The following is a 19,455-nucleotide window of genomic DNA, read 5'->3' as shown; positions in this document are numbered from 1 at the left end:
GCCTGCTTGGATGGAGTCCATGCTGCACGGTCTGTGGTCCCCCGAATCGGGCCTACTGCTGTGGCACGACACGGAGCCGGTCGCCGTGGGGTCGGTGCTCGGCGACATCCTGGATCGTGCGAGGTTCCGGCACCGGGCCCAGGTGCTCGTCGTCGATGCCGGGGGACAGTCCGGGACCGCCGAGGTTCGCGCACACGCGCTCGCCCCACCGACGGCGGCCGTTGTGCTGCGCAGCCGACTGCCGCGCGAGCACATCTCCGGCGACTTGCGGTTCCTCGCGCACGTCGCGCGCGGCATCGAACGGTGGGTGCGAGCCGGTCGGGTGGTGCCCCAGATCGAGCGGGCAGACGGTCAGTGGTGGGTGCGCTGGCGGCTCGTCGGCGGACAACGTCAACGGGCATGGCTGGCCGAGCTGGCCGCCGCGATGCCGCCGGCGCTGCGGGTGGCGGGCCCGCCCGCCGCCGTGCTCGACGACCTGTGCACACACCTCACCGACCCGATCGCCCGCGAATATCTCGCGCACCGCACGATGACGCACCCGCTGCTGGCCGCGCTGGTCGCCGACACCCCGTTGGACGCCGGCTCCTACCGCCTGTCGGAAACGCTGACGCAGTGGCGGGAAGGCTATGCCGCCGATGAGCCGGAACTGGTGTTGCGCCTGTGCGAACCCGACGGCGAATTCGGCACGGCCGACGAATCGGTGGCGCTGTGGCGACTACAGGTGTGCCTGCGCCCGGTCGACGACGCACCCAAACCCGTTGTCTTCGAAGATGATCCGGTGCTCGTACGGACGGCGGCGGAGAAACTCGGCCAGGCGCGCAAGGCCTACCCGCGCCTGCGCGACCTCCCCACCGATCCGCGCGGCCTCGACCTGCTGCTCCCCACCGAGGTGGTAGCCGACCTGGTGGCCCACGGCGCACATGCCCTGCAGGAAGCCGGTATTCGGCTGCTCCTGCCACGGGCCTGGAACATCGCCGAACCGAGCATGCGATTGCGCGTGAGCAGCCCCGCCGCCGCCGAATCCACCGTCGGCCTCAGTGGCCTGCTCTCCTACCGGTGGGAGTTGGCGCTCGGCGATCTGGTGCTCACCCAGGCCGAGATGGAACGGCTGATCAGCAGCAAATCCGACCTGGTCCAGTTGCGCGGCGAATGGGTGCAGGCCGACCATCGAGCACTGGCCGCCGCTGCCCGCTACGTCGCGCAGCATGTCGACGACAGTCCGATCACCCTGGCCGACATGATCGGTGAACTCGCCGCCGAGCGGGTCGACAATGTCCCGGTCACCGAGGTCACCGCCGACGGCTGGGCGGCCGAATTGTTCGCCAGGGAAAGCGAACCCGAGCCGGTTCCGGTTCCGGTCGGCCTGAAAGCCCAGCTACGGCCCTACCAGGAACGTGGCCTGAGCTGGCTGGCCACGATGAGCCGGCTGAACTGCGGCGCGATCCTGGCCGACGACATGGGGCTGGGCAAGACTGTGCAGGTGCTGGCGCTGCTCGTGCACGAGCGCGAGGTCGGCACGGCTGCCGCGGCGGGTGAGAAGACACAGCCCGCGATGGTCGACGAACACGCCGCCCTCGCGAGCTTCGACGCTGGGGCGCAGGTCGGACCGACGCTGCTGGTGTGTCCGATGTCGGTGGTCGGTAACTGGCAGCGGGAGACCCAACGGTTCGCACCTGACCTCCGGGTGCTCGTGCATCACGGCCCCGGTCGCCTCCAGGGCACGGAATTCGCTGCGGCGGTGGCTGATTCGGATCTGGTGATCACCACCTACGCACTGCTCGCCCGCGATATCACGCTGCTGAACGAACAGCAGTGGGAGCGGATCGTGCTCGACGAAGCACAGCACATCAAGAACGCGGTGACCAGGCAGGCGCGTGCGGCCAGGGCACTCACCGCGCGACATCGACTGGCGCTCACCGGAACTCCGGTGGAGAACCGGCTGGAAGAACTGCGCGCGCTGTTCGACTTCGCCATGCCGAAACTGCTCGGCAGCCCGCAGTCGTTCCGCGCCAAGTTCGCGGTGCCGATCGAGCGCGAACGCGACCAGCAGGCCATCGACCGGCTGCGGCTGATCACCGATCCGTTCGTGCTGCGCAGGCTCAAAACCGATCCGGCGGTGATCAGCGACCTGCCGGAGAAGCTGGAGATGACGGTGCGGGCCAACCTCACCGTCGAACAGGCCGCCCTCTACCAGGCCGTCGTCGACGACATGCTGGAGAAGCTCAAAGACGCGAAAGGCATGGCGCGCAAGGGCGCTGTGCTCGGCGCGCTGACCCGGCTCAAACAGGTCTGCAACCATCCCGCGCATTACCTGGGTGACGGTTCGCCGATCCTGCGACGCGGCGGCCACCGCTCCGGCAAGCTGGCGCTGGTCGAGGACGTGCTCGACGCGGTGCTCGCAGACGGCGAGAAGGCCCTGCTCTTCACCCAGTTCCGTGAGTTCGGCGACCTGATCCTGCCCTACCTCACCGAACGGTTCGGCACCCCGATCCCGTTCCTGCACGGTGGCGTGGCCAAGCAGCGCCGCGACGATATGGTGACCGGCTTCCAGGGTGCGAACGGCCCGCCGCTGATGTTGCTCTCGCTCAAAGCGGGCGGCACCGGGCTGAACCTCACCGCCGCCAATCACGTGATCCACCTGGACCGCTGGTGGAATCCGGCCGTCGAGAACCAGGCCACCGATCGCGCGTTCCGGATCGGCCAGCAGCGCGCGGTGCAGGTCCGCAAGCTGGTGTGCGTCGACACCATCGAAGAGCGGATCGACGAAATGATCAACGGGAAGAAGCAATTGGCCGATCTGGCGGTCGGCGCGGGCGAGAACTGGATCACCGAGATGAGCACCGACGAACTGCGCGAGCTGTTCACCCTGGGCGCCGAGGCGGTGGGTGACTGATGGCCGACTTCAGCCAGTTCGGTCCGCGCAAACCGGTGCGCGGCGGCGCCCAGGCTCGCGGCGGTTTCGGCCGGACCTGGTGGGGCAAGTCGCTGCTCGACTCGGTGGAGAAGGTCGCCGATGCGGGCAGGCTCTCGCGCGGACGCACCTACGCCAGGGTCGGGCAGGTGGTGAACTACCGGATCGAACGGGGTGCGGTGACCGCGGAGGTGCAGGGCAGCCAACCGAGCCCGTTCACCTCGGTGCTGTCGATCCGGCCGCTGCGCGAGGACGAGGTGGACCTGCTGCTGGCCGAGATCAGGGAGGCGCCCGGCATGCTCGCCGAGATCGCCTCGGGCGCGCTCCCACCCGCGCTCGGCCCGCACCTGCTGCCGACCACGGCCTCCGAACTGGACTTCACCTGCAGCTGCCCGGACATGGGCTGGCCGTGCAAGCACGTGGCGGCAGTCTGCTATCTGCTCGCCGAACGCCTCGACGAGCAGCCCAGCGAGATCCTCACCCTGCGCGGCCTCGACCTCGACACCCTCATCGGCGGTGTCGAGAAGTCCGCGCGCACCGCCGATTCCGACGACCCCTACGGCGACGAGCTGGTCCTACCCGAGCTGCCCCGCGTCGAATTCCACGCCGTCATCGACGACCTCGACGCGATTCCGCTGCGTCGCGCGCTGCGCATGTCGGCCGAGGACGAACCGACCGCGGCAACCGGCTTACGCGAACTGCGCTCGCTCTATACCGAATTCGACGACTGAGTCGACGGTTCGGCCCGGTCTGCTGTTCGACCTGGCATCAGCCCAGCTCGTACTCGAACCAGATATGGTGCCCGCCTTCGGCATCCACGTACAGCGCGCCGGTACCGGTGATGCCGGTCAATTCCCCGGTGCCGCTACGGGGGACGATGTGGAAGAACTCGTCGGTGCGGTCGGTACCGCCGGTGGTGGCGGAGTGGACGAAGTTGAAGGCACCGGCTTTGCCGTGCAGCGCACCCTCGAAGGACTCCATCGCGAGATAGGTGCCCGCGCCGGTGCTCATGTCGAAGGCGGCGGTGAACAGCGTGGCCGAGAGCCCTTCGATCTCGCCCGCGTAGGCCTTCGTCATGGTCGAGATGCCGACCGGCATCCCGGTGACGATGGGGGGCTGCGGCGTCAGTTCGGTGGGATCGAACGCGGTGACCTCGAAGGTGCCGATGGCTTTCATGCGCCGATGCTAAACCCGTCCACCGACAGAAACCGGCTCGCGGACGCGGCGATTCACGCGGTCGGCTCGATCCGGTAGAACCGGACGGCATTGGCGCCGAACACCTTCCGCAGGTCGTCGGTGCTCGCGCCCGCGTCGCTCAGCGCGGTGGCCACGGTCTCGGCCGCGCCGCCGAGGCTGGTGATCGGCTTGTCGACCGGAAAGTTCGACCCCCAGATCAGCCGGTCGGCGCCGAACACCGCCAGCGCGTGCGCCAGCAGCGGCCCCACCCGTCTCAGCAGTGTGGGGACAGGTGTCGCAGTACCGCGTCGTGGCACCGGGTGCCCGAGCACCGGCATCATCAGCCCGCTCACCTTGGCCACCACGTTGGGCTGCGCGGCCAGATCGGTGAGGTCCTCGCGCCACCGATCGAACAGGAGCTCCCGCTGTCCGCCGGTATGTCCCGTGTCCTTGCCGACCGGCCCGAAGATGCCCGCGGGCGTCCCCAGGTGATCGAGCACGATCGGTACCTCGGGGAACCGTTCGGCCAGCGCCGTCACCTCGGGTAGCTGCCCCGAATACACCCACGCGTCGAACGAGAGCCCCCGCTCGGCGAGCTGCCCGAAGCCGTTCAGGAACGCCGGGGCGGTGAGTGCGCCGTCGTGGGCGGCGAAGGACTTCACGCCGGGATCGGGGTGGTAGGCGACCATCGACCGGATGCCACAGAACAGCGGCGACGCGGACTGATGCGCATCGAGCACTGCGCCGAAGTCCGCGCCGGCGGGGTCGGCCGAGCCGATGATCGTGGCCAAGGCGGGCGTGTCGACACCGAACGGCAGGCTCGCCACCCAGCGCGTCTCGTCGGGCTTCCAGCCCGTCCACTGCACCTCGATTTCCACCACGGATTCGACCGGCGTATTTCCCCGGTCCGCGCGGTAGTCGGCGGGCAGATAAGGCTGTAGGTAAGCGCTGGGCTCGCCGACGAATTGGCGGTCACGCAGCGGGGCCAGCTTTGCCGCGGTACCGACCGGCAGAGGCAGATATCGCATCAATTTCGCGAGCTTGCTGAACTCGCGTGGGGTGGCATGCGGATCCCACTGGTGAATATGGGCATCGATGATGTCGAAGTCGGTCAGATCCATGCTGTGCGTCCCATCGCCGCCGCTGGCAGAGCTCACGGCGATTGTCACACGCCAACGGCGTGTCGCGACGGATTACGCGGCTCACACAGTGCGCCGATACTGTCCTCCCACCGCGAAGAAGGCATCGGTGACCTGCTGCAATGTGCACACCCGCGCCGCGTCCATGAGCACATCGAAAATATTTCCGTCGGTGTGCGCTACCTCGGTCAGCCGGGCCAGCGCGCGATGGGATTCTTCGGCGTGATCAGCCTGGAAACCGTGCAGCCGGTCCAGTTGGGAACGGCGTTCGGTTTCGGTGCCGCGAGCCAGTTCCAGCGGGGCGTGTTCGGTGTCGTCGTCGCGGCCGCGGAAGGTGTTCACCCCCACGATCGGCAGCGATCCGTCGTGTTTGCGCTGCTCGTAACGCATGGACTCGTCCTGGATGCGGCCGCGCTGATAGCCGGTCTCCATCGCGCCGAGCACTCCGCCGCGTTCGCTGATCCGCTCGAATTCGACCAGCACGGCCTCTTCGACGAGATCGGTGAGTTCGTCGACGACGAAACTGCCCTGGAGCGGATTCTCGTTGACGGCCAGCCCCCATTCTTTGGCGATGATGAGCTGAATCGCCAGCGCGCGGCGCACCGAATCCTCGGTCGGGGTGGTCACCGCCTCGTCGAAGGCGTTGGTGTGCAGGCTGTTGCAATTGTCGTAGACGGCGATCAGCGCCTGCAGAGTGGTGCGAATGTCGTTGAACTGCATTTCCTGGGCGTGTAGCGAACGCCCGGAGGTCTGCACGTGGTACTTGAGTTTCTGGGCGCGTTCGCCCGCACCGTACCGGTCGCGCATCGCGATCGCCCAGATCCGGCGGGCCACCCGGCCGATCACCGTGTATTCGGGGTCCATGCCATTGGAGAAGAAGAACGACAGATTCGGGGCGAAGTCGTCGATCGCCAACCCGCGCGCCAGGTAGGTCTCCACATAGGTGAATCCGTTGGCGAGGGTGAAAGCGAGCTGGCTGATGGGATTCGCGCCTGCCTCGGCGATGTGATATCCCGAAATCGAGACCGAATAGAAGTTCCGGACGTTGTTGCGCACGAACCATTCCTGGACGTCGGCCATCATGCGCAGGCTGAATTCGGTGGAGAACAGGCAGGTGTTCTGGCCCTGGTCCTCCTTGAGGATGTCGGCCTGCACCGTGCCGCGCACGGTCGACAGCGTGCGTGCCCGGATATCGGCGGCTTCCGCCGGTGTCGGCTCGCGCCCTTCGGCATCGGAGAAGCGCTGCAGCGCTTGATCGATCGCGGTGTTGAGGAAGAAGGCGAGGATGGTCGGGGCGGGGCCGTTGATGGTCATCGAGACCGAGGTGGTCGGGGCGCCGAGGTCGAAACCGTCGAACAGGGTGCGCATGTCCTCGACGGTGGCCACCGAGACACCGGAGGTGCCGACCTTGCCGTAGATGTCGGGGCGTTCGGCCGGGTCGTGGCCGTAGAGGGTGACGGAGTCGAACGCGGTGGACAGGCGGGTGGCTTCGGCATGGGCGCTGAGGACCTTGAAGCGGCGGTTGGTGCGGGCCGGATCACCCTCGCCCGCGAACATCCGGGCGGGGTCCTCGTTCTCGCGTTTGAACGGGAAAACGCCTGCGGTGAACGGAAATCGGCCGGGCAGGTTCTCGGCGCGCAGAAAACGCAGGAGGTCGCCGTCGTCGGTGCAGCGGGGCAGGGCCACCCGGGGAATGCTGGTCCCGGACAGGGATTCGCGGCGCAGCGGCGTGCGCAGTTCGCGGTCGCGGATGCGCACCACCTGTTCGTCGCCGCGATAGCTCTCGGCGACCGTCGGCCAGTCGGCCAGTGCCGCGGTCGAGGCCGCGGAGAGGGCGGGACGGGCCTGCGTGAGCAGGTCGGCGACCGCCGCGTCGTCGGGGAGCTCCGCGTGTACCAGTGCCAGCCGTTGAATCCGTTGGGCGGCAGTGGCTTCGCGCCGGGTGTCGGCGTGGTAGCCGCGGACCGTGTCGGCGATGTCGGCCAGATACCGGACCCGTGACGGGGGCACGAGCTGGGCGAAGCGGGTGGAGACCGAGGTGTCGACGCGGGGCAGGGCGCCGGGCTCGAGCGTCAGGCCGTGTTCGGTGAGCAGGCCGGTGAGGTGCTGGTACAGGGCGGTGACGCCGTCGTCGTCGAACGTCGCCGCACTGGTGCCGAAGACCGGCATGTCAGCGGGGCTCGCGCCGAATTCCGCACGGTTGCGGATCAATTGGCGCGCCACATCGCGCACCGCGTCGGCCGCGCCACGGCGCTCGTACTTGTTGATCGCGACGACATCGGCGTAGTCGAGCATGTCGATCTTCTCGAGCTGGGACGCGGCGCCGAACTCCGGCGTCATCACATACAGCGCCACATCCACGTGGTCGACGATGCCCGCGTCGCCCTGGCCGATGCCGGGGGTCTCGAGGATGACCAGGTCGTGACCGGCGGCCCGGCAGGCGGCGATCATGGCGTCGATATCGTCGGGCAGTTCGTGATTGCCGCGGGTGGCCAGTGACCGGAAATACACGTGATCACCGTCGAGGGCGTTCATCCGGATCCGGTCACCGAGCAGGGCGCCACCGGCTCGCCTGCGGGTCGGGTCCACCGCGAGCACGGCGATGCGCAGCTTGTCCTGCTGGTCGGTGCGGAGCCTGCGCACCAATTCATCGGTGAGGGAGGACTTTCCGGACCCGCCGGTGCCAGTGATGCCGAGAACGGGAACACGCCGTGTGGTCGCGGCCGCGAGGATCGCCGCTCGATCGGATTCGGGCAGCGAGCCCTGCTGCAGGCAGGTAATGGTGCGCGCCAGGGCGTTTCGATCCCCGGTATAGAGCGCGTCGAGATCGGGGGCGGTGCGCGCGGGGTCGACATCGCAGAGCTGGATCAGTTCGTTGATCATGCCGGGCAGGCCGAGGCGCTGGCCGTCCTCGGGGGAGAAGATCCGCACGCCGCTCGCCGCGAGCCGCTCGATCTCCTCGGCGACGATCACCCCGCCGCCACCGCCGAAGATCCGCACCTCACCGGCGCCCGCCTCGCGCAGTGCCCGCGCCAGGTATTCGAAGAACTCGATGTGCCCACCCTGATACGAGCTCACCGCGACGCCCTGCACGTCTTCCTCGATCACCGCGTCGACGATCTCGCGCACCGACCGGTTGTGCCCGAGATGGATCACCTCCGCGCCCTGGGCCTGCAGAATCCGCCGCATGATGTTGATCGCCGCGTCGTGCCCGTCGAACAGTGCCGCCGAGGTCACGAATCGCACGGGATTCACCGGAACATGCAGGCTCATGACTGCCTCCGCCATTGATAGAGCGCCCGATACTAGGACATCAAAGTAATTCTACTGTGAACCGCGTCACTTGGCCGCGAAACGCCCCGCCCAGCTTGCGGCGGAATCATCACCGCAGGTCGACATACTCGACGGATGGTTCGCGAGCACCGGGTGGATGTGGCGTTGGAGCGACTGGTGGCGTCCGGGGTGATCAGTGGCGAGCAGCGGGGAGCGGTGCTGCGGGCGGTCGACGAGCAGGAGCGGGCCGGGCGCGCGAGCGGGGGACGGGTGGCCGCCGAGATCGTGGCGTACCTGGGGGCCGCGCTGGTGGCCGCGGGTTTGGGACTGTTCATCGACAAGGCGTGGGCGCAGGTGGCGCAATCGGGCCGGGTGGTGTTGCTGGTGGTGGTGGCCGGGTGCGCGATGTGGGGAGCGGTGGTACTGGCCGAAGGATGCGTGGGCGTGTTCCGCCGGGTGCCGATCGCGTCGGCGGGGCGGGTGCGGCTGGCGGCGGTGCTGCTCGTGCTGGCGGCGGTGGCGGTGACCGGTGCGGTGGCGACGGCGTTCGACGGGCATCATGGCGACGCGACGGCCATCGCGGCCTCGATCGCGGGACTGTTCGTCGCCGTTCTCGGATATCTGCTGGTGCCGAGCGTGCTCGGAATGGTCGCCGTGGCCTGCTTCGGTGTCGCGAGCATTCTGAATGTCACCTCGGAGCTGTTCGAGGTCCGGTCGCCGTGGCAGGGGATCGCGCTGATGGCGTTCGGTGCGCTGTGGTTCGGACTCGCGTCGGCTCGCCTGCTGGTGGCCGAATGGGCCGGCTATCTCCTCGGCGGGGTGATCGCGGTGATCGGCGCGCAATCGGTGACGTTCGGCGAATCGCTGTGGCGACCCTGCCTGACCGCGCTGATCGGGGTGCTCTGCTTCGTGCTGTACGTCCTGCGTCGCGACGCCGTGCTGGTGCTCGGTGGGGCGGCGGGGATCGCGGTCGCGGTCGTGCAGGCGGTGGCCGACTACACCGCGGGAGGGCCGGTCGTCGCGAGCGTGGTGTTGGGGATCGGCGCGCTGGTACTCACCGCGGGGGTGGTGGTCGTGGTCGGCAAGCAGGGATGACCTGCTGTGGGCCTCGGCAGGATCGGTTCAGGTCAGCGGATCAGGGTGGTTTCCTGGGCGCGGATCGTCCGGAAGAAGCGGGGACCCACATCGGCGCCGTCGTGGTTGTAGCTGTCGATGATCTCGGCGAGTTCATCGGCGAGCCGGCGCAGGTCCGCAGTGGCGGTGATGCGGTCGAATTCGTCGGGTTCCCACCCCCACGCGGGGGGTATGTCGGTGATGGTGACGACGATCTGGTCGGCGAACGGGGTCGTTACGGCCACGGTGAGCTGGGCGGGAGCCGCGGCGAGGGGGCTGTGGACGGTGACCTCGCCGGGCGCGCCCGCGGCGACGAAAGTGCGGGCGAAGGCGATGTCCTCGCGGACCGATTCCACGATCGAGGCGGTGCTCGCGTGCCTGCCCGCACGGTGGTGCCGCGAACCGTAGACGCGGTCCGGCGCGGCGCCCGAAGCAGTGTGGTCCGCGGATTTTCGGAGCAATCGGTCCAGCATCCGCTCGGCGGTGGCGCGCTCGCCCGCGCCGGTGTTCTCGTGGTCGATCAGTGCGCGCAGGCGGGTGATCCGCACGAAGTGGTCGCTGCCCATGGCGACGATTGTGCCGCAAATCGGGCGCGGTGGAATGCGTCACAGACGGCGTGGCACAGTTCAGATCCAGGTCACCGGAGAGCGGCGCGGCTCGGTATGGTCTGCACCATCCGTGACCGTTGATTGACAAGAGGGTGGCTGTGACCGAATTCGAGACGATTCTGCTGGAGCGCAAGGGCGGCACCGACGGTAAGGGCGGGGTCGGCTGGATCACCCTGAACCGGCCCAAGGCACTCAATGCTCTCAATGCCCAGGTCCTCGACGACGTCATCGCCGCGCTCGACGAGCTCGACCGCGATGATTCCATCGGCGCCGTCGTGATCACCGGCTCGGCGAAGGCCTTCGCGGCGGGCGCCGACATCAAGGAGATGGCGCCCAAGTCGTACATGGACATGTTCCTGGCCGACTACTTCGCCCGCTGGGACCGCCTGGCCAACTTCCGTAAGCCCACCATCGCCGCCGTCTCCGGGTACGCGCTCGGTGGTGGCTGTGAGCTGGCGATGCTGTGCGACATCCTGATCGCCGCCGACAACGCCAAGTTCGGCCAGCCCGAGATCACCCTCGGCGTCATCCCCGGCATCGGCGGCTCGCAGCGTCTCACCCGCGCGATCGGCAAGGCCAAAGCGATGGATCTGATCCTGACCGGCCGGATGATCGGTGCCGAGGAAGCCGAGCGCTCCGGGCTCGTCTCGCGGGTCGTGCCCGCCGACGAACTGCTCGACACCGCGCTGGAGGCCGCGCAGACCATCGCGTCGATGTCGCTGCCGGTCGCGATGATCGCCAAGGAGGCGGTGAACCGCTCGTTCGAGAGCACGCTCGCCGAGGGGCTGCTGTTCGAACGCCGGGTGTTCCATTCGCTGTTCGCGACCGAGGATCAGAAGGAAGGTATGGCTGCCTTCGTCGAGAAGCGGCCGCCGAACTTCATCAACCGCTAGTTCGGTTTCCAGCGCGGCGCACCGTCGATGAAGTGCGCGGTGCTCGGCGCGGTGCCCTGTTCAGGGGACCGCGCCGAGGGGTTGTCGTTGCTGAGCAGGCCGGCGACCGTGCCACCGAGGGTGGCCGTCACCGCGACCGCGGCGAGAAGTTTTCGGCGACCCTGGCGCGGCGGCACTCCGATGACCCCCGCACCTCGACGCGGCATCCGTAACCGTGCCGAGGGACGGCGGGCACACAGCAGCACCGCGCCGCGCGCCGAAACATATTCCGGCTCAGGGTCGTACACGATCGGCAAGCCGATCAGCTGGGCCAGATCCGCACGCAGGCTCGGGTTGCGCGCGCAGCCGCCCAGTAGTGCCAGCGCTCCCGGCTGCACCCCTGTCTCCTGGATCAGCAGGCGCACGAACGACGCCGAATGATGCAGTCCCGCTTCGCAGAGGGCGGCCAGATCGCTGCGGGTGAGCACGGCGCGGCCGCCGGTGTCCGCATCGGCGGCGGTGACAACTCTGGTGCGGCTCAACGATTCCCGATGTTCGCGGCTGGCGTGCGCGTCGGCCGAGACGCCACTGCGCGCGAGTTGCCAGCGCAGCAGCGCGTCGTAGCCGTTGCCGCTGATGACGGTGCTGCGTTTGCCCGCGAGGATGGTTTCGGTACGGCAGTCGGCGTGGGTGATGGTTAAACCGGAACTGCCCAGGTCGTAGAGCATCACCGAGTCGATGGCGGGCAGCAGGCCGCTGAAACGCAGATAGCGCAACTGGGCCAGTGGCTCGTCGACGATCGCGAAGTCGGCCTGGCCCGCTGCCGCTCTGATCGCATCGGCCTGTAACTCGCTGCGGCAGGTGACCGCGGTGCCCGAAATGTACTCCTCACGGTCGGCGGCCGCGGCGCGCATGCGATGGATCGCGGTGAGTACCGATTCCTCCACCGATCCGCCCGGCCTGCGCGGTACCTGGATCCGGTCGATGGGCGGCATGTGGGGCTGATCGGAATGGGTCAGCAGCGCACGGGCTCCACCCGCGCCCGCCGACACCCCGAGGATCAGCACCATGCGCTACATCGTGAACCTTTTCGGGCTAGCTGCCAAGGGAATCGGCCGAAGATTCTCCGGTCGATTGCCAGGTCGCGTGGAATGCGAGGTTTTCCGGGTCGTCGACCTCGAAATCCCCCGCGTCGTGACGGAATTGTGCCAGCAGTCGTAACAGGTCGCGGCCCTGGTCGGCGGGCAGGCCGGGTTCGGCGAACACCTCGGCGTTCAGTGCCGCCGTGGCTTCGGCCACGGATTTCCTTCCCGCGCTGGTGATTTCGATGAGAGTTGCCCGTCGGTCGCTGGGATGCGGGACGCGGACCACCAGCCCGGCGGCTTCGAGCCGATCGACGGTATTGGTCACGCTCGTCGGATGCACCTGCAGGCGCGCACTCGCCTTGGCCATCGGCAGCGCGCCGGTGCGGCTGAAACTGAGCAGCTGCAGGAGTTCGTAGCGGGAGAACGTCAGCCCGGACGGTTTGAGCGCCTCGTCGACGCGCGCCATCACAATCTGCTGCGCCCGAACCAGCGAGGTCACCAGGGCCATCCCGTCGGCGACCGACTCCCAGCCGTGGGCAACCCACTGCCGGTAAGCCTCGGCGATCGGGTCCTCGGAAAGCGGTCTGGGCCGTGACATGAAAACGATCATTCCACGACCCAGCCGCTTTCCCACAGAGCGAGCGGCGGGAATTGAACCCGCGTTAACGGCTTTGCAGACCGTTGCCTAAACCACTCAGCCACGCCCGCCTCGCCATTGATAGTGCCGTGCTCCGGCGCTCGCGGCGAGGGTTGGGATCAGCGTGATCGCAACGTCAGTAGGCCACGGCGGGGCCGTGGACGGTGAGGCGGACGCGGTTGCCGGTGGTGGGGGCCTCGATGCCGGTGCGGCGGACACGGACGGTGCCCGCGCCCTCGGCGAGGTCGATGGTCACGATCACGTCGGGGCCGCGGAAGTCGACGGCGGTGACGTGACCGGAGTGCGGTTCGTCGTCGCCGATCACCTGGGCGGCGAGCTGTTCGGGACGGATCATCAGGGTCACTTCGCCGGTGGGGGCGCCCGGCTGCACCGGGACGGGCCCCAGGACCGACTTGGCGGTGTCGGCTTCGCAGAGGGCGTCGAGGAGCACACAGTCGCCGAGGAAGCGGGCGGTGAACAGGTCGGCGGGCCGGTGGTAGACCTGCTGCGGCGGCCCGACCTGGGTGAACCGCCCCGCGCGCATGACGGCGACCTGTTCGGCGAAGCTGAGCGCTTCCTCCTGATCGTGGGTGACCAGGATGCTGGTCATGCCCGCGGCGCGCAGCGTGTCGGCCACAGCCTGACGGGTGGTGGCGCGCAGGCCCGTGTCGAGGGCGCTGAACGGCTCGTCGAGCAGCATGAGATCCGGCTTGCGGGCCAGGGCCCGGGCCAGGGCGACACGCTGTTGCTGGCCGCCGGAGAGTTGATGGGGTTTGCGGTCGGCGTAGTCAGGGTCGAGGGAGACCATGGCCAGGAGTTCGATGACACGGGGGCGGTCGCGGTGTGGGCGCAGGCGGTCGACGGCGCCGCGCAGCCCGGTGTGCAGGCCGTAGGCGATATTGTCGGCGACGCTCAGGTGCGGGAACAGGGCGCCGTCCTGGGCGACGTAACCGATTCTCCTGCGCTGTGGTGGTACGCAAATATCTTGGTGCACAACAGTTTCCGAGCCGAGTCGCACCGAACCTGTATCCGGGCCCTCGAATCCGGCGATCACCCGCAACAAGGTGGTCTTGCCGCAGCCCGACGCGCCGACCACCGCCGTGGCCGTGCCGTTCGGTACGTCGAGGTCGATGTGATCGAGCACCGTGGTGCCGCCGAAACTCTTCGAAACCCCTTCGACAACAAGCCGACTCATATCCCGGCCGCCTTTCGTGACTGGGTGAACAGTAGATATGTCACCGGGACGGCGGCGATGATCATGATCAACGCGTAGGGTGCCGCGGCCGCGTAGTCGAGTTCGCCCGACTTCGCCCAGAACTGCATGGCCAGAGTGCGCGTACCGGTGGGCGCCAGCAGCAGCGTCGCGGTGAGTTCTGTTGATACCGCGACGAAGACGAGCGCGGCGGCCGACGCGGCGGCGGGCGCAGTCATGCGCAGGGTGACCCGGAAGAAGGTGGTCGAGGCCGATTCGCCCAGCGACCGCGACACCTCTTCGAGGCCGACCGGGACCTGGGCCAGCCCGGCTCGCACGCTCACCAACGCGCGGGGCAGGAACATCAGCGCGTAGGCGATCACCACCAGCGACACCGTTTGGTACAGCGGCGGTGTCCAGCGAATGGTGACGGTTACCAGGGCGAGCGCGATCACGATGCCGGGCAGCGAACTGGTGATGTAGTTGGCGCCCTCGATCAGCCGGGCGAACGCGCTCGTGGAACGCACCGCGATCCAGGCGACGGGGAACGCGCACAGCGTGGTGACCAGCGCGGCCGCGGCCGCCAGGCTGATCGTCTGGCCCAGTGCCGCACCGATTTCCGCGGAGTCCCACACCGCTGCACCACCCAGCCACAGCCAGCGCCCGATCGTCCACAGCGGCACGCCGAGCGACCCGGCGACCACCGCCACGAGTACCCCGAACAGCGGCACCCGCAGCCCACCCAGCGCGATCGGCCGCGCCGCCCGCGCCGCACCACCACCCAGCCGGGCGTAGCGCGCGTCGCCGCGCAGCAGCGACTCGCCACCGAGCAGCGCCAGGCAGCACAGCACCAGCACCCCCGCGAGCATGCTGCCCGCCGGACCGGCGAAACTGCTCTGGTACTGCTCGAAGATCGCCGTGGTGAACGTGTCGAAGCGCAACATCACGAACGCGCCGTATTCGGCGAGCAGATGCAGCCCGATCAGCAGGCCGCCACCGAGAATTGCTAATCGCAACTGCGGCAGCGTGATTCGCCAGAACACCGCTACCGGCCCCGAGCCCAGCGCACGCGCCGATTCCTCGATCGCCGGGTCGAGTCGGCGCAGCGTGGCCGCGACCGGCAGGTACACCAGCGGAAAATACGACATCGTCGCCACGATCACCGCGGCCGACAGCCCGTGCATCGACGGGAAAACGCTCACCCACCCATAACTGTTGACGAACGCGGGCACCGCGAGCGGGGCGACCAGCACCGGCCCCCACCACGCCCGTCCCGGCACATCGGTGCGCTCGACCAGCCAGGCCGACCCGATGCCGAGCACCACGCAGACCGGCACCGTGCACACCACCAGCAGCGCGGTGTTCGTCAGCAACTCGCCCACCCGCGGCCGGAACACCAGCGCGCCTGCCTCACTCAGCCCGGTGTCGAACAGCACCGAGACGATATAGCCCAGCGGCACGAACGTCGCCGCTGTGAGCACCAGTGCGACGAGCGTGCTGAACACCCCGGGCCGACCGACCCGGGGTGTCGACCTCACGAGGGTAGTGCGCACCTAGAGCAGCCCGGCCTCGGTCATCAGCTGGGTGACCTTCTTCGCGTCGAGCTTGCTCGGGTCGATCGCGGGTGCCTGCAGGTCGGCCAGCGGTGGCAGCGCGGGGTTCGCGGCGACATCGCTCGCCACCGGGTACTCCATCGAATCGCCGTCGCGCAGCACCTCCTGGCCCTTCTTCGCGGTGATGAAGGCCAGGAACTTCTGCGCGGACTCCTGCTTCTTGCTCGACTTCAGTACCCCGCCACCCGACACGCTGACGAAGGCGCCGGGGTCCTGGTTCTTGAAGTAGTGCAGCGCCGTGTTCGCGCTGCCCTCCTTGGTCTTGGCCTGGTCGCGGTACCAGTAGTAGTGGTAGATCACGCCGCCGTCGGGATTGCCCGCGTTGACCGCCTTCATGGTCGCGACATTGTTCTGCAGGCTGGTCGCGTTGGCCTTCATGCCGCGCAGCCAGGCGCGAGTGACGTCCTCGCCCTTCAAGGCGAGCAAACCGGCCACGATCGCCTGGAAGTCGGCGCCGGACGTGCCCGCCGCCCAGCGGCCCTGCCACTGCGGCTGCGCGAGATCCAGCAGCGAGGCGGGCAGCCCCGCGGTGTTGAGCTTGTCCTTGTTGTAGACGAAAACCGTTGCGCGAGCGGCGACTCCGGTCCACTTACCGGTCGACGGACGGTACCGTGCCGGCACCTGGTCGAGGGTGGCCTTGTCGACATCGGCGAACAGGCCCGCGTTCTCCACCAGTGCCATGGCCGGGGAGTTCTCGGTGAGGAAGGCGTCGGCGGGGGAGTTGGCGCCCTCGGCGACGAGCTGATTGCCCAGCGCGGTGTCACCACCCTGGCGCAGGGTGACCTTGATGCCGGTCTCCTCGGTGAACGCCGCGACCCACTCCTTGGTGAGCGACTCGTGCTGGGCGTTGTAGACGGTGATCTCGTCGGCGCTGCCCGAGGACGAGGAGCAGGCGCTGAGGCCGAGGGTCGCCACGGCGACCGCCATCAGTCCGGCCAGAGGTTTCCAACTGCGCGAGGTCATTCGCGTCCTTCCACCAAGGGTCCCCATCCTATGATGAGGCTTGCCTAAGGAAGATACCTCGCGTGACGTGCACAGATGCGGACGACCGGCGAATCAGAGTCCGGACAGATCGCGGGTGACGGCGTGATTGCGGTCCTCGATCGTGCCGAGGAGATAGTCCGGTGCGGTGCCGAAATACTGGCCGCGAGTCAGGCTGCTCCAGCGGCGGGCGTCCTCGGATCGGGTCTTGTGGAAGTTCACCCGGTAGCCGCCCTCGTAGACGTGGAGCAGGCAGTAGCCGCCCGGATACTCCTTCACCGCACCGACTTCCAGGAATTCCACCGCGCAGGGCAGGTCGGGCCGGGTGCGTCTGGTTCGGTGGGTGTGACCGCTGTGGTGCAGGAAGACGCCCGGCGCCTGCTGGTAGAGGCTCTGTAGTTCGAGGGCGGTCGCGCGGTCGAGGATGAAGCCGGGGCCGCCGATATTGGTGAAGCCCGCCTCGGCGGTGACGGGGTGGTGGCCGAACACGATGGTCGGCCGGTCCGGGTCGGCGCGCAGCGTTTCGGTGAGGGCGTCGAGTTGCGGGCGGTCCATGGTGCCGCCCGCGGCATCCGGGGCGCTGGTGTCGAGGCCGAGGATGCGCAGGTCACCGAGGTGGTGTTCGGTCAATTGCTGACGGGGCAGGAACTGATCGCCCCAGCAGTCGGCGCAGTCCGGATAGTCGTGCGGGCGGTCGTGATTGCCGCGGGCGACCAGGTAGTCGGTGCCGAGAGTTCCCCATGCGTCCAGACGTTGTCGGACAGCACGTGATTCGTCGGCGGTGGCCTCGTTCGTGAGGTCGCCTGCCAACAGCAGGAGCGAGGCGTCGCGGGCGCTGATATCAGCGAGGAGGCCGTCGAGCATGAACCGCGGATAGGGCGGGTCGCTCTGGTATCCAGGTGGGAAACCGGCGATCACGATGCCGCTCACCGTCTCGCCGTAGTGCACGTCGTTGGCCAGGGCGATGGTGTGTAGCAGACGTCCGGGAGGTGGTGTGAGCGTGGTGAATTCGCCACGGGCTTCGGGAGCGCCGGGTGCCGCCGTGGTGAGCGCCGGGGCGGGGAGCGCGCGAATTCCGTTGGACAGGGCCTGGAATCGGTACGGGCGGCCGGGCTCGAGGTCGTCGATCTCGGCATAGTGGAACGGGGTTCTGGAGCCGTCGTGGTAGACGGTGAACGGCTCGCGGGGTGAATCCGCCGGGGCCAGGCGCACTTCGGTATCGGCGGGGACCGGAAAGGGCCGGCCTGCCGGATCGAGACCGAACGTGGTCCAGGTCAGCACCGCACCACGATCGGTCACGGTGACGATTTCCAGATCGAGCGCGATCAGCGGATCGAATTGCGCCGCACCGGAACCCGGTATCGCCGCGGCGAGCGCCGCGCCCGCCGCGGCGGCCAGTACGGTTCGGCGCGACGCTCCGCAGCAGCCCATACTGTCGAGCGTAACGGCGGTTCCAGGCGATACCGGGAAGCGTCACCGGGTGTTCGGTCAGTGTTTGTTGGCCGGTGCCGAGCAGATCTTCCAGGTGCCGTCTTCCTTGGTGAGGTGCTCCTCGGTACTCGACTCGGTATCGGGCTCCTCGCCCTCCACCGACAGCGTCAGCTGACCGGTGACCGTCGCTTTCGCGTCGTCGCCGGTGATGACGATGTCCTTGACCTCGTCGATCGTCACCTGCACCGTCGCCCGCTCGAACTGCGCCCGCTGCTCGGGGGTGAGATTGTCGATCTCCGTGCGATCCGCCTGACAGGCCAGTTGCGCGGCGGCGATGAAACCGTCGGCATCGAGCGTGTCGTAGAAGTCGCGCACCGCGACGTCGATCTGCTTCTCGTCCGACGACAACGGCGTACGCCCCTGCAACGTGAGCACGACCCCCGTCACCAGCACACCGACGACCACCAACGCGACGATCCCCAACGCCACGAACAACCCGGTCCGCTTCTTCTTCGGCGCGGGCGGCGGCACGAACACATCGGGCCCACCCGGATACTCGGGCCCCGGCGGCCCCCCGGCCCCGAACCCCGCATGCGGATACCCCGGCGGCCCGGACGGCATCCCCGGATCGCCGGGCGGCTGCTGACCGAAGGGAGGCTGTTGTCCCTCGGGCGGATTCGTCATGGCAACGCTCCTGATGTCATCGGGGGCGTCGACCCCCAAAACCTATGGAACCGTGCGAGATCAAACCTGAATATCGAACAAACGAGGCGAACCATAACCTCCGCGCTCCACTCGACCTCACCCGGGGCTGGATGCCTTCGTGGAGGGAAGATGAAGCCATGACGGCGTCGAGTGGGGACTTGCCCTTCGTCCGCGGAACTGCTCCGCCCTACTATGCCGCGATCTTGACCACCGCCTTGTCGACGGACGCTGCGGACCTGGCTGGATACGCGGAGGCGGCGGCGGAAATGGCCGATCTTGCAGCGCGGATCGACGGTTACCTTGGCATGGAGTTCGCTCGAGACGCGGGTTGTGGCATCACCGTGTCGTACTGGAGGGATCTGGACGCGCTACGGACCTGGCGTGACAACGTCGAGCATGTCGCAGTCCAACGCCTGGGCCGCGAACGGTTCTACCTGGGGTACCGCGCGCGGATATGCCACGTCGAACGCGAATACGAATGGACGCGCCCGGCGGAACTCGGTGCGCTCGTTCACGATGACCGCCAGTGCTGAAAGGTGGCTCAGTGGCCGATCAGAATTTCGTCCTGGCTCGGCAACGAGAAAGGCCCCGACCAAGTGGTCGGGGCCTTCTTCGGTGCCCTCGGCAGGAATCGAACCTGCGGCCTTCTGCTCCGGAGGCAGACGCTCTATCCCCTGAGCTACGAGGGCGGGATAGATGCCGGTCGCGGTGAGGCGATC

At 68.1% G+C, this 19,455-nt stretch carries 16 protein-coding genes and 2 tRNA genes; 5 read left to right on the top strand and 13 right to left on the bottom strand.

Translation table 11 applies throughout. The annotated features are described in order from the left end of the window. The first annotated feature begins 19 nt into the window (after nucleotides 1–19). Both ACWGCN_RS22375 and ACWGCN_RS22370 read left to right on the top strand, forming a co-directional pair. Nucleotides 20–2,893, top strand: a complete 2,874-nt coding sequence (locus ACWGCN_RS22375; protein ID WP_452458381.1) for an SNF2-related protein — start codon at nucleotides 20–22, stop codon at nucleotides 2,891–2,893. Beyond that, the gene (locus tag ACWGCN_RS22370) at nucleotides 2,893–3,642 is read left to right on the top strand and encodes an SWIM zinc finger family protein (protein WP_378996218.1); all 750 of its coding nucleotides are present in this window, start codon (nucleotides 2,893–2,895) and stop codon (nucleotides 3,640–3,642) included. Before ACWGCN_RS22375 ends, ACWGCN_RS22370 begins: the two co-directional genes overlap by 1 nt. A gap of 37 nt (nucleotides 3,643–3,679) precedes the next feature. Here ACWGCN_RS22370 and ACWGCN_RS22365 read toward each other — a convergent pair whose 3' ends face one another. The 3 genes from ACWGCN_RS22365 to icmF form a co-directional block, all read right to left on the bottom strand. Further along, nucleotides 3,680–4,087: a DUF3224 domain-containing protein gene (locus tag ACWGCN_RS22365; protein WP_378996216.1), complete on the bottom strand. Its 408-nt coding sequence runs from the start codon at nucleotides 4,085–4,087 to the stop codon at nucleotides 3,680–3,682. A gap of 53 nt (nucleotides 4,088–4,140) precedes the next feature. Next, nucleotides 4,141–5,208 carry an amidohydrolase family protein gene (locus tag ACWGCN_RS22360; protein ID WP_452458380.1) on the bottom strand — a complete coding sequence of 356 codons (1,068 nt, stop codon included), beginning with the start codon at nucleotides 5,206–5,208 and terminating at the stop codon, nucleotides 4,141–4,143. Nucleotides 5,209–5,289: 81 nt separating this feature from the next. Then, complete coding sequence (icmF, locus tag ACWGCN_RS22355; RefSeq protein WP_378996210.1) at nucleotides 5,290–8,499, bottom strand: fused isobutyryl-CoA mutase/GTPase IcmF; 3,210 nt, start codon at nucleotides 8,497–8,499, stop codon at nucleotides 5,290–5,292. A gap of 135 nt (nucleotides 8,500–8,634) precedes the next feature. Between icmF and ACWGCN_RS22350 the strand changes: the two genes are divergently transcribed. Next, on the top strand, nucleotides 8,635–9,594 hold the full coding sequence (locus tag ACWGCN_RS22350; protein WP_449972258.1) for a DUF2157 domain-containing protein: 960 nt from the start codon (nucleotides 8,635–8,637) through the stop codon (nucleotides 9,592–9,594). 32 nt (nucleotides 9,595–9,626) lie between these two features. On the opposite strand, the gene ACWGCN_RS22345 is transcribed toward ACWGCN_RS22350, so the two are convergent. Beyond that, a complete protein-coding gene (locus ACWGCN_RS22345; RefSeq protein WP_378996206.1) occupies nucleotides 9,627–10,178 on the bottom strand; it encodes a hypothetical protein in 552 nt (183 codons plus the stop codon). 140 nt (nucleotides 10,179–10,318) lie between these two features. On the opposite strand from ACWGCN_RS22345, the gene ACWGCN_RS22340 reads away from it, so the two are divergent. Then, complete coding sequence (locus tag ACWGCN_RS22340) at nucleotides 10,319–11,113, top strand: enoyl-CoA hydratase (protein WP_452453968.1); 795 nt, start codon at nucleotides 10,319–10,321, stop codon at nucleotides 11,111–11,113. On the opposite strand, the gene ACWGCN_RS22335 is transcribed toward ACWGCN_RS22340, so the two are convergent. The 8 genes from ACWGCN_RS22335 to ACWGCN_RS22300 form a co-directional block, all read right to left on the bottom strand. Further along, nucleotides 11,110–12,162 (bottom strand): hypothetical protein, encoded by a 1,053-nt coding sequence (locus ACWGCN_RS22335; protein ID WP_452453966.1) that lies wholly within the window; start codon nucleotides 12,160–12,162, stop codon nucleotides 11,110–11,112. The two genes, ACWGCN_RS22340 and ACWGCN_RS22335, sit on opposite strands and share 4 nt — an antisense overlap. A 25-nt stretch (nucleotides 12,163–12,187) precedes the next feature. Next, a complete protein-coding gene (locus tag ACWGCN_RS22330) occupies nucleotides 12,188–12,775 on the bottom strand; it encodes a MarR family winged helix-turn-helix transcriptional regulator (protein ID WP_379316391.1) in 588 nt (195 codons plus the stop codon). A 38-nt stretch (nucleotides 12,776–12,813) separates the two neighbouring features. Continuing rightward, nucleotides 12,814–12,885, bottom strand: a tRNA-Cys gene (locus ACWGCN_RS22325). A 65-nt stretch (nucleotides 12,886–12,950) separates the two neighbouring features. Continuing rightward, nucleotides 12,951–14,009 carry an ABC transporter ATP-binding protein gene (locus ACWGCN_RS22320; protein ID WP_452458379.1) on the bottom strand — a complete coding sequence of 353 codons (1,059 nt, stop codon included), beginning with the start codon at nucleotides 14,007–14,009 and terminating at the stop codon, nucleotides 12,951–12,953. Continuing rightward, entirely contained in the window at nucleotides 14,006–15,544 is a 1,539-nt protein-coding gene (locus ACWGCN_RS22315) for an ABC transporter permease (RefSeq protein ID WP_452458378.1), read from the bottom strand. The genes ACWGCN_RS22320 and ACWGCN_RS22315 overlap by 4 nt, the downstream gene beginning before the upstream one ends. Before the next feature lie 15 nt (nucleotides 15,545–15,559). Beyond that, nucleotides 15,560–16,582: an iron ABC transporter substrate-binding protein gene (locus ACWGCN_RS22310; RefSeq protein WP_452458377.1), complete on the bottom strand. Its 1,023-nt coding sequence runs from the start codon at nucleotides 16,580–16,582 to the stop codon at nucleotides 15,560–15,562. A 93-nt stretch (nucleotides 16,583–16,675) separates the two neighbouring features. After that, on the bottom strand, nucleotides 16,676–18,031 hold the full coding sequence (locus ACWGCN_RS22305; RefSeq protein ID WP_452458376.1) for a metallophosphoesterase: 1,356 nt from the start codon (nucleotides 18,029–18,031) through the stop codon (nucleotides 16,676–16,678). Nucleotides 18,032–18,088: 57 nt separating this feature from the next. Continuing rightward, on the bottom strand, nucleotides 18,089–18,715 hold the full coding sequence (locus ACWGCN_RS22300) for an Rv0361 family membrane protein (protein WP_378996193.1): 627 nt from the start codon (nucleotides 18,713–18,715) through the stop codon (nucleotides 18,089–18,091). Between the two features lie 224 nt (nucleotides 18,716–18,939). Here ACWGCN_RS22300 and ACWGCN_RS22295 point away from each other — a divergent pair, with 224 nt between their 5' ends. Next, nucleotides 18,940–19,269, top strand: a complete 330-nt coding sequence (locus tag ACWGCN_RS22295) for an antibiotic biosynthesis monooxygenase family protein (protein WP_449972277.1) — start codon at nucleotides 18,940–18,942, stop codon at nucleotides 19,267–19,269. Nucleotides 19,270–19,352: 83 nt separating this feature from the next. Here ACWGCN_RS22295 and ACWGCN_RS22290 read toward each other — a convergent pair. Continuing rightward, nucleotides 19,353–19,425 (bottom strand) — tRNA-Arg (locus ACWGCN_RS22290). Nucleotides 19,426–19,455: the final 30 nt, after the last annotated feature.

This window comes from Nocardia sp. NPDC055050, from assembly GCF_053608345.1.
The sequence above is the reverse complement of the archived record's forward strand: the minus strand, read 5'-3'. Positions and strand labels throughout refer to the sequence as shown.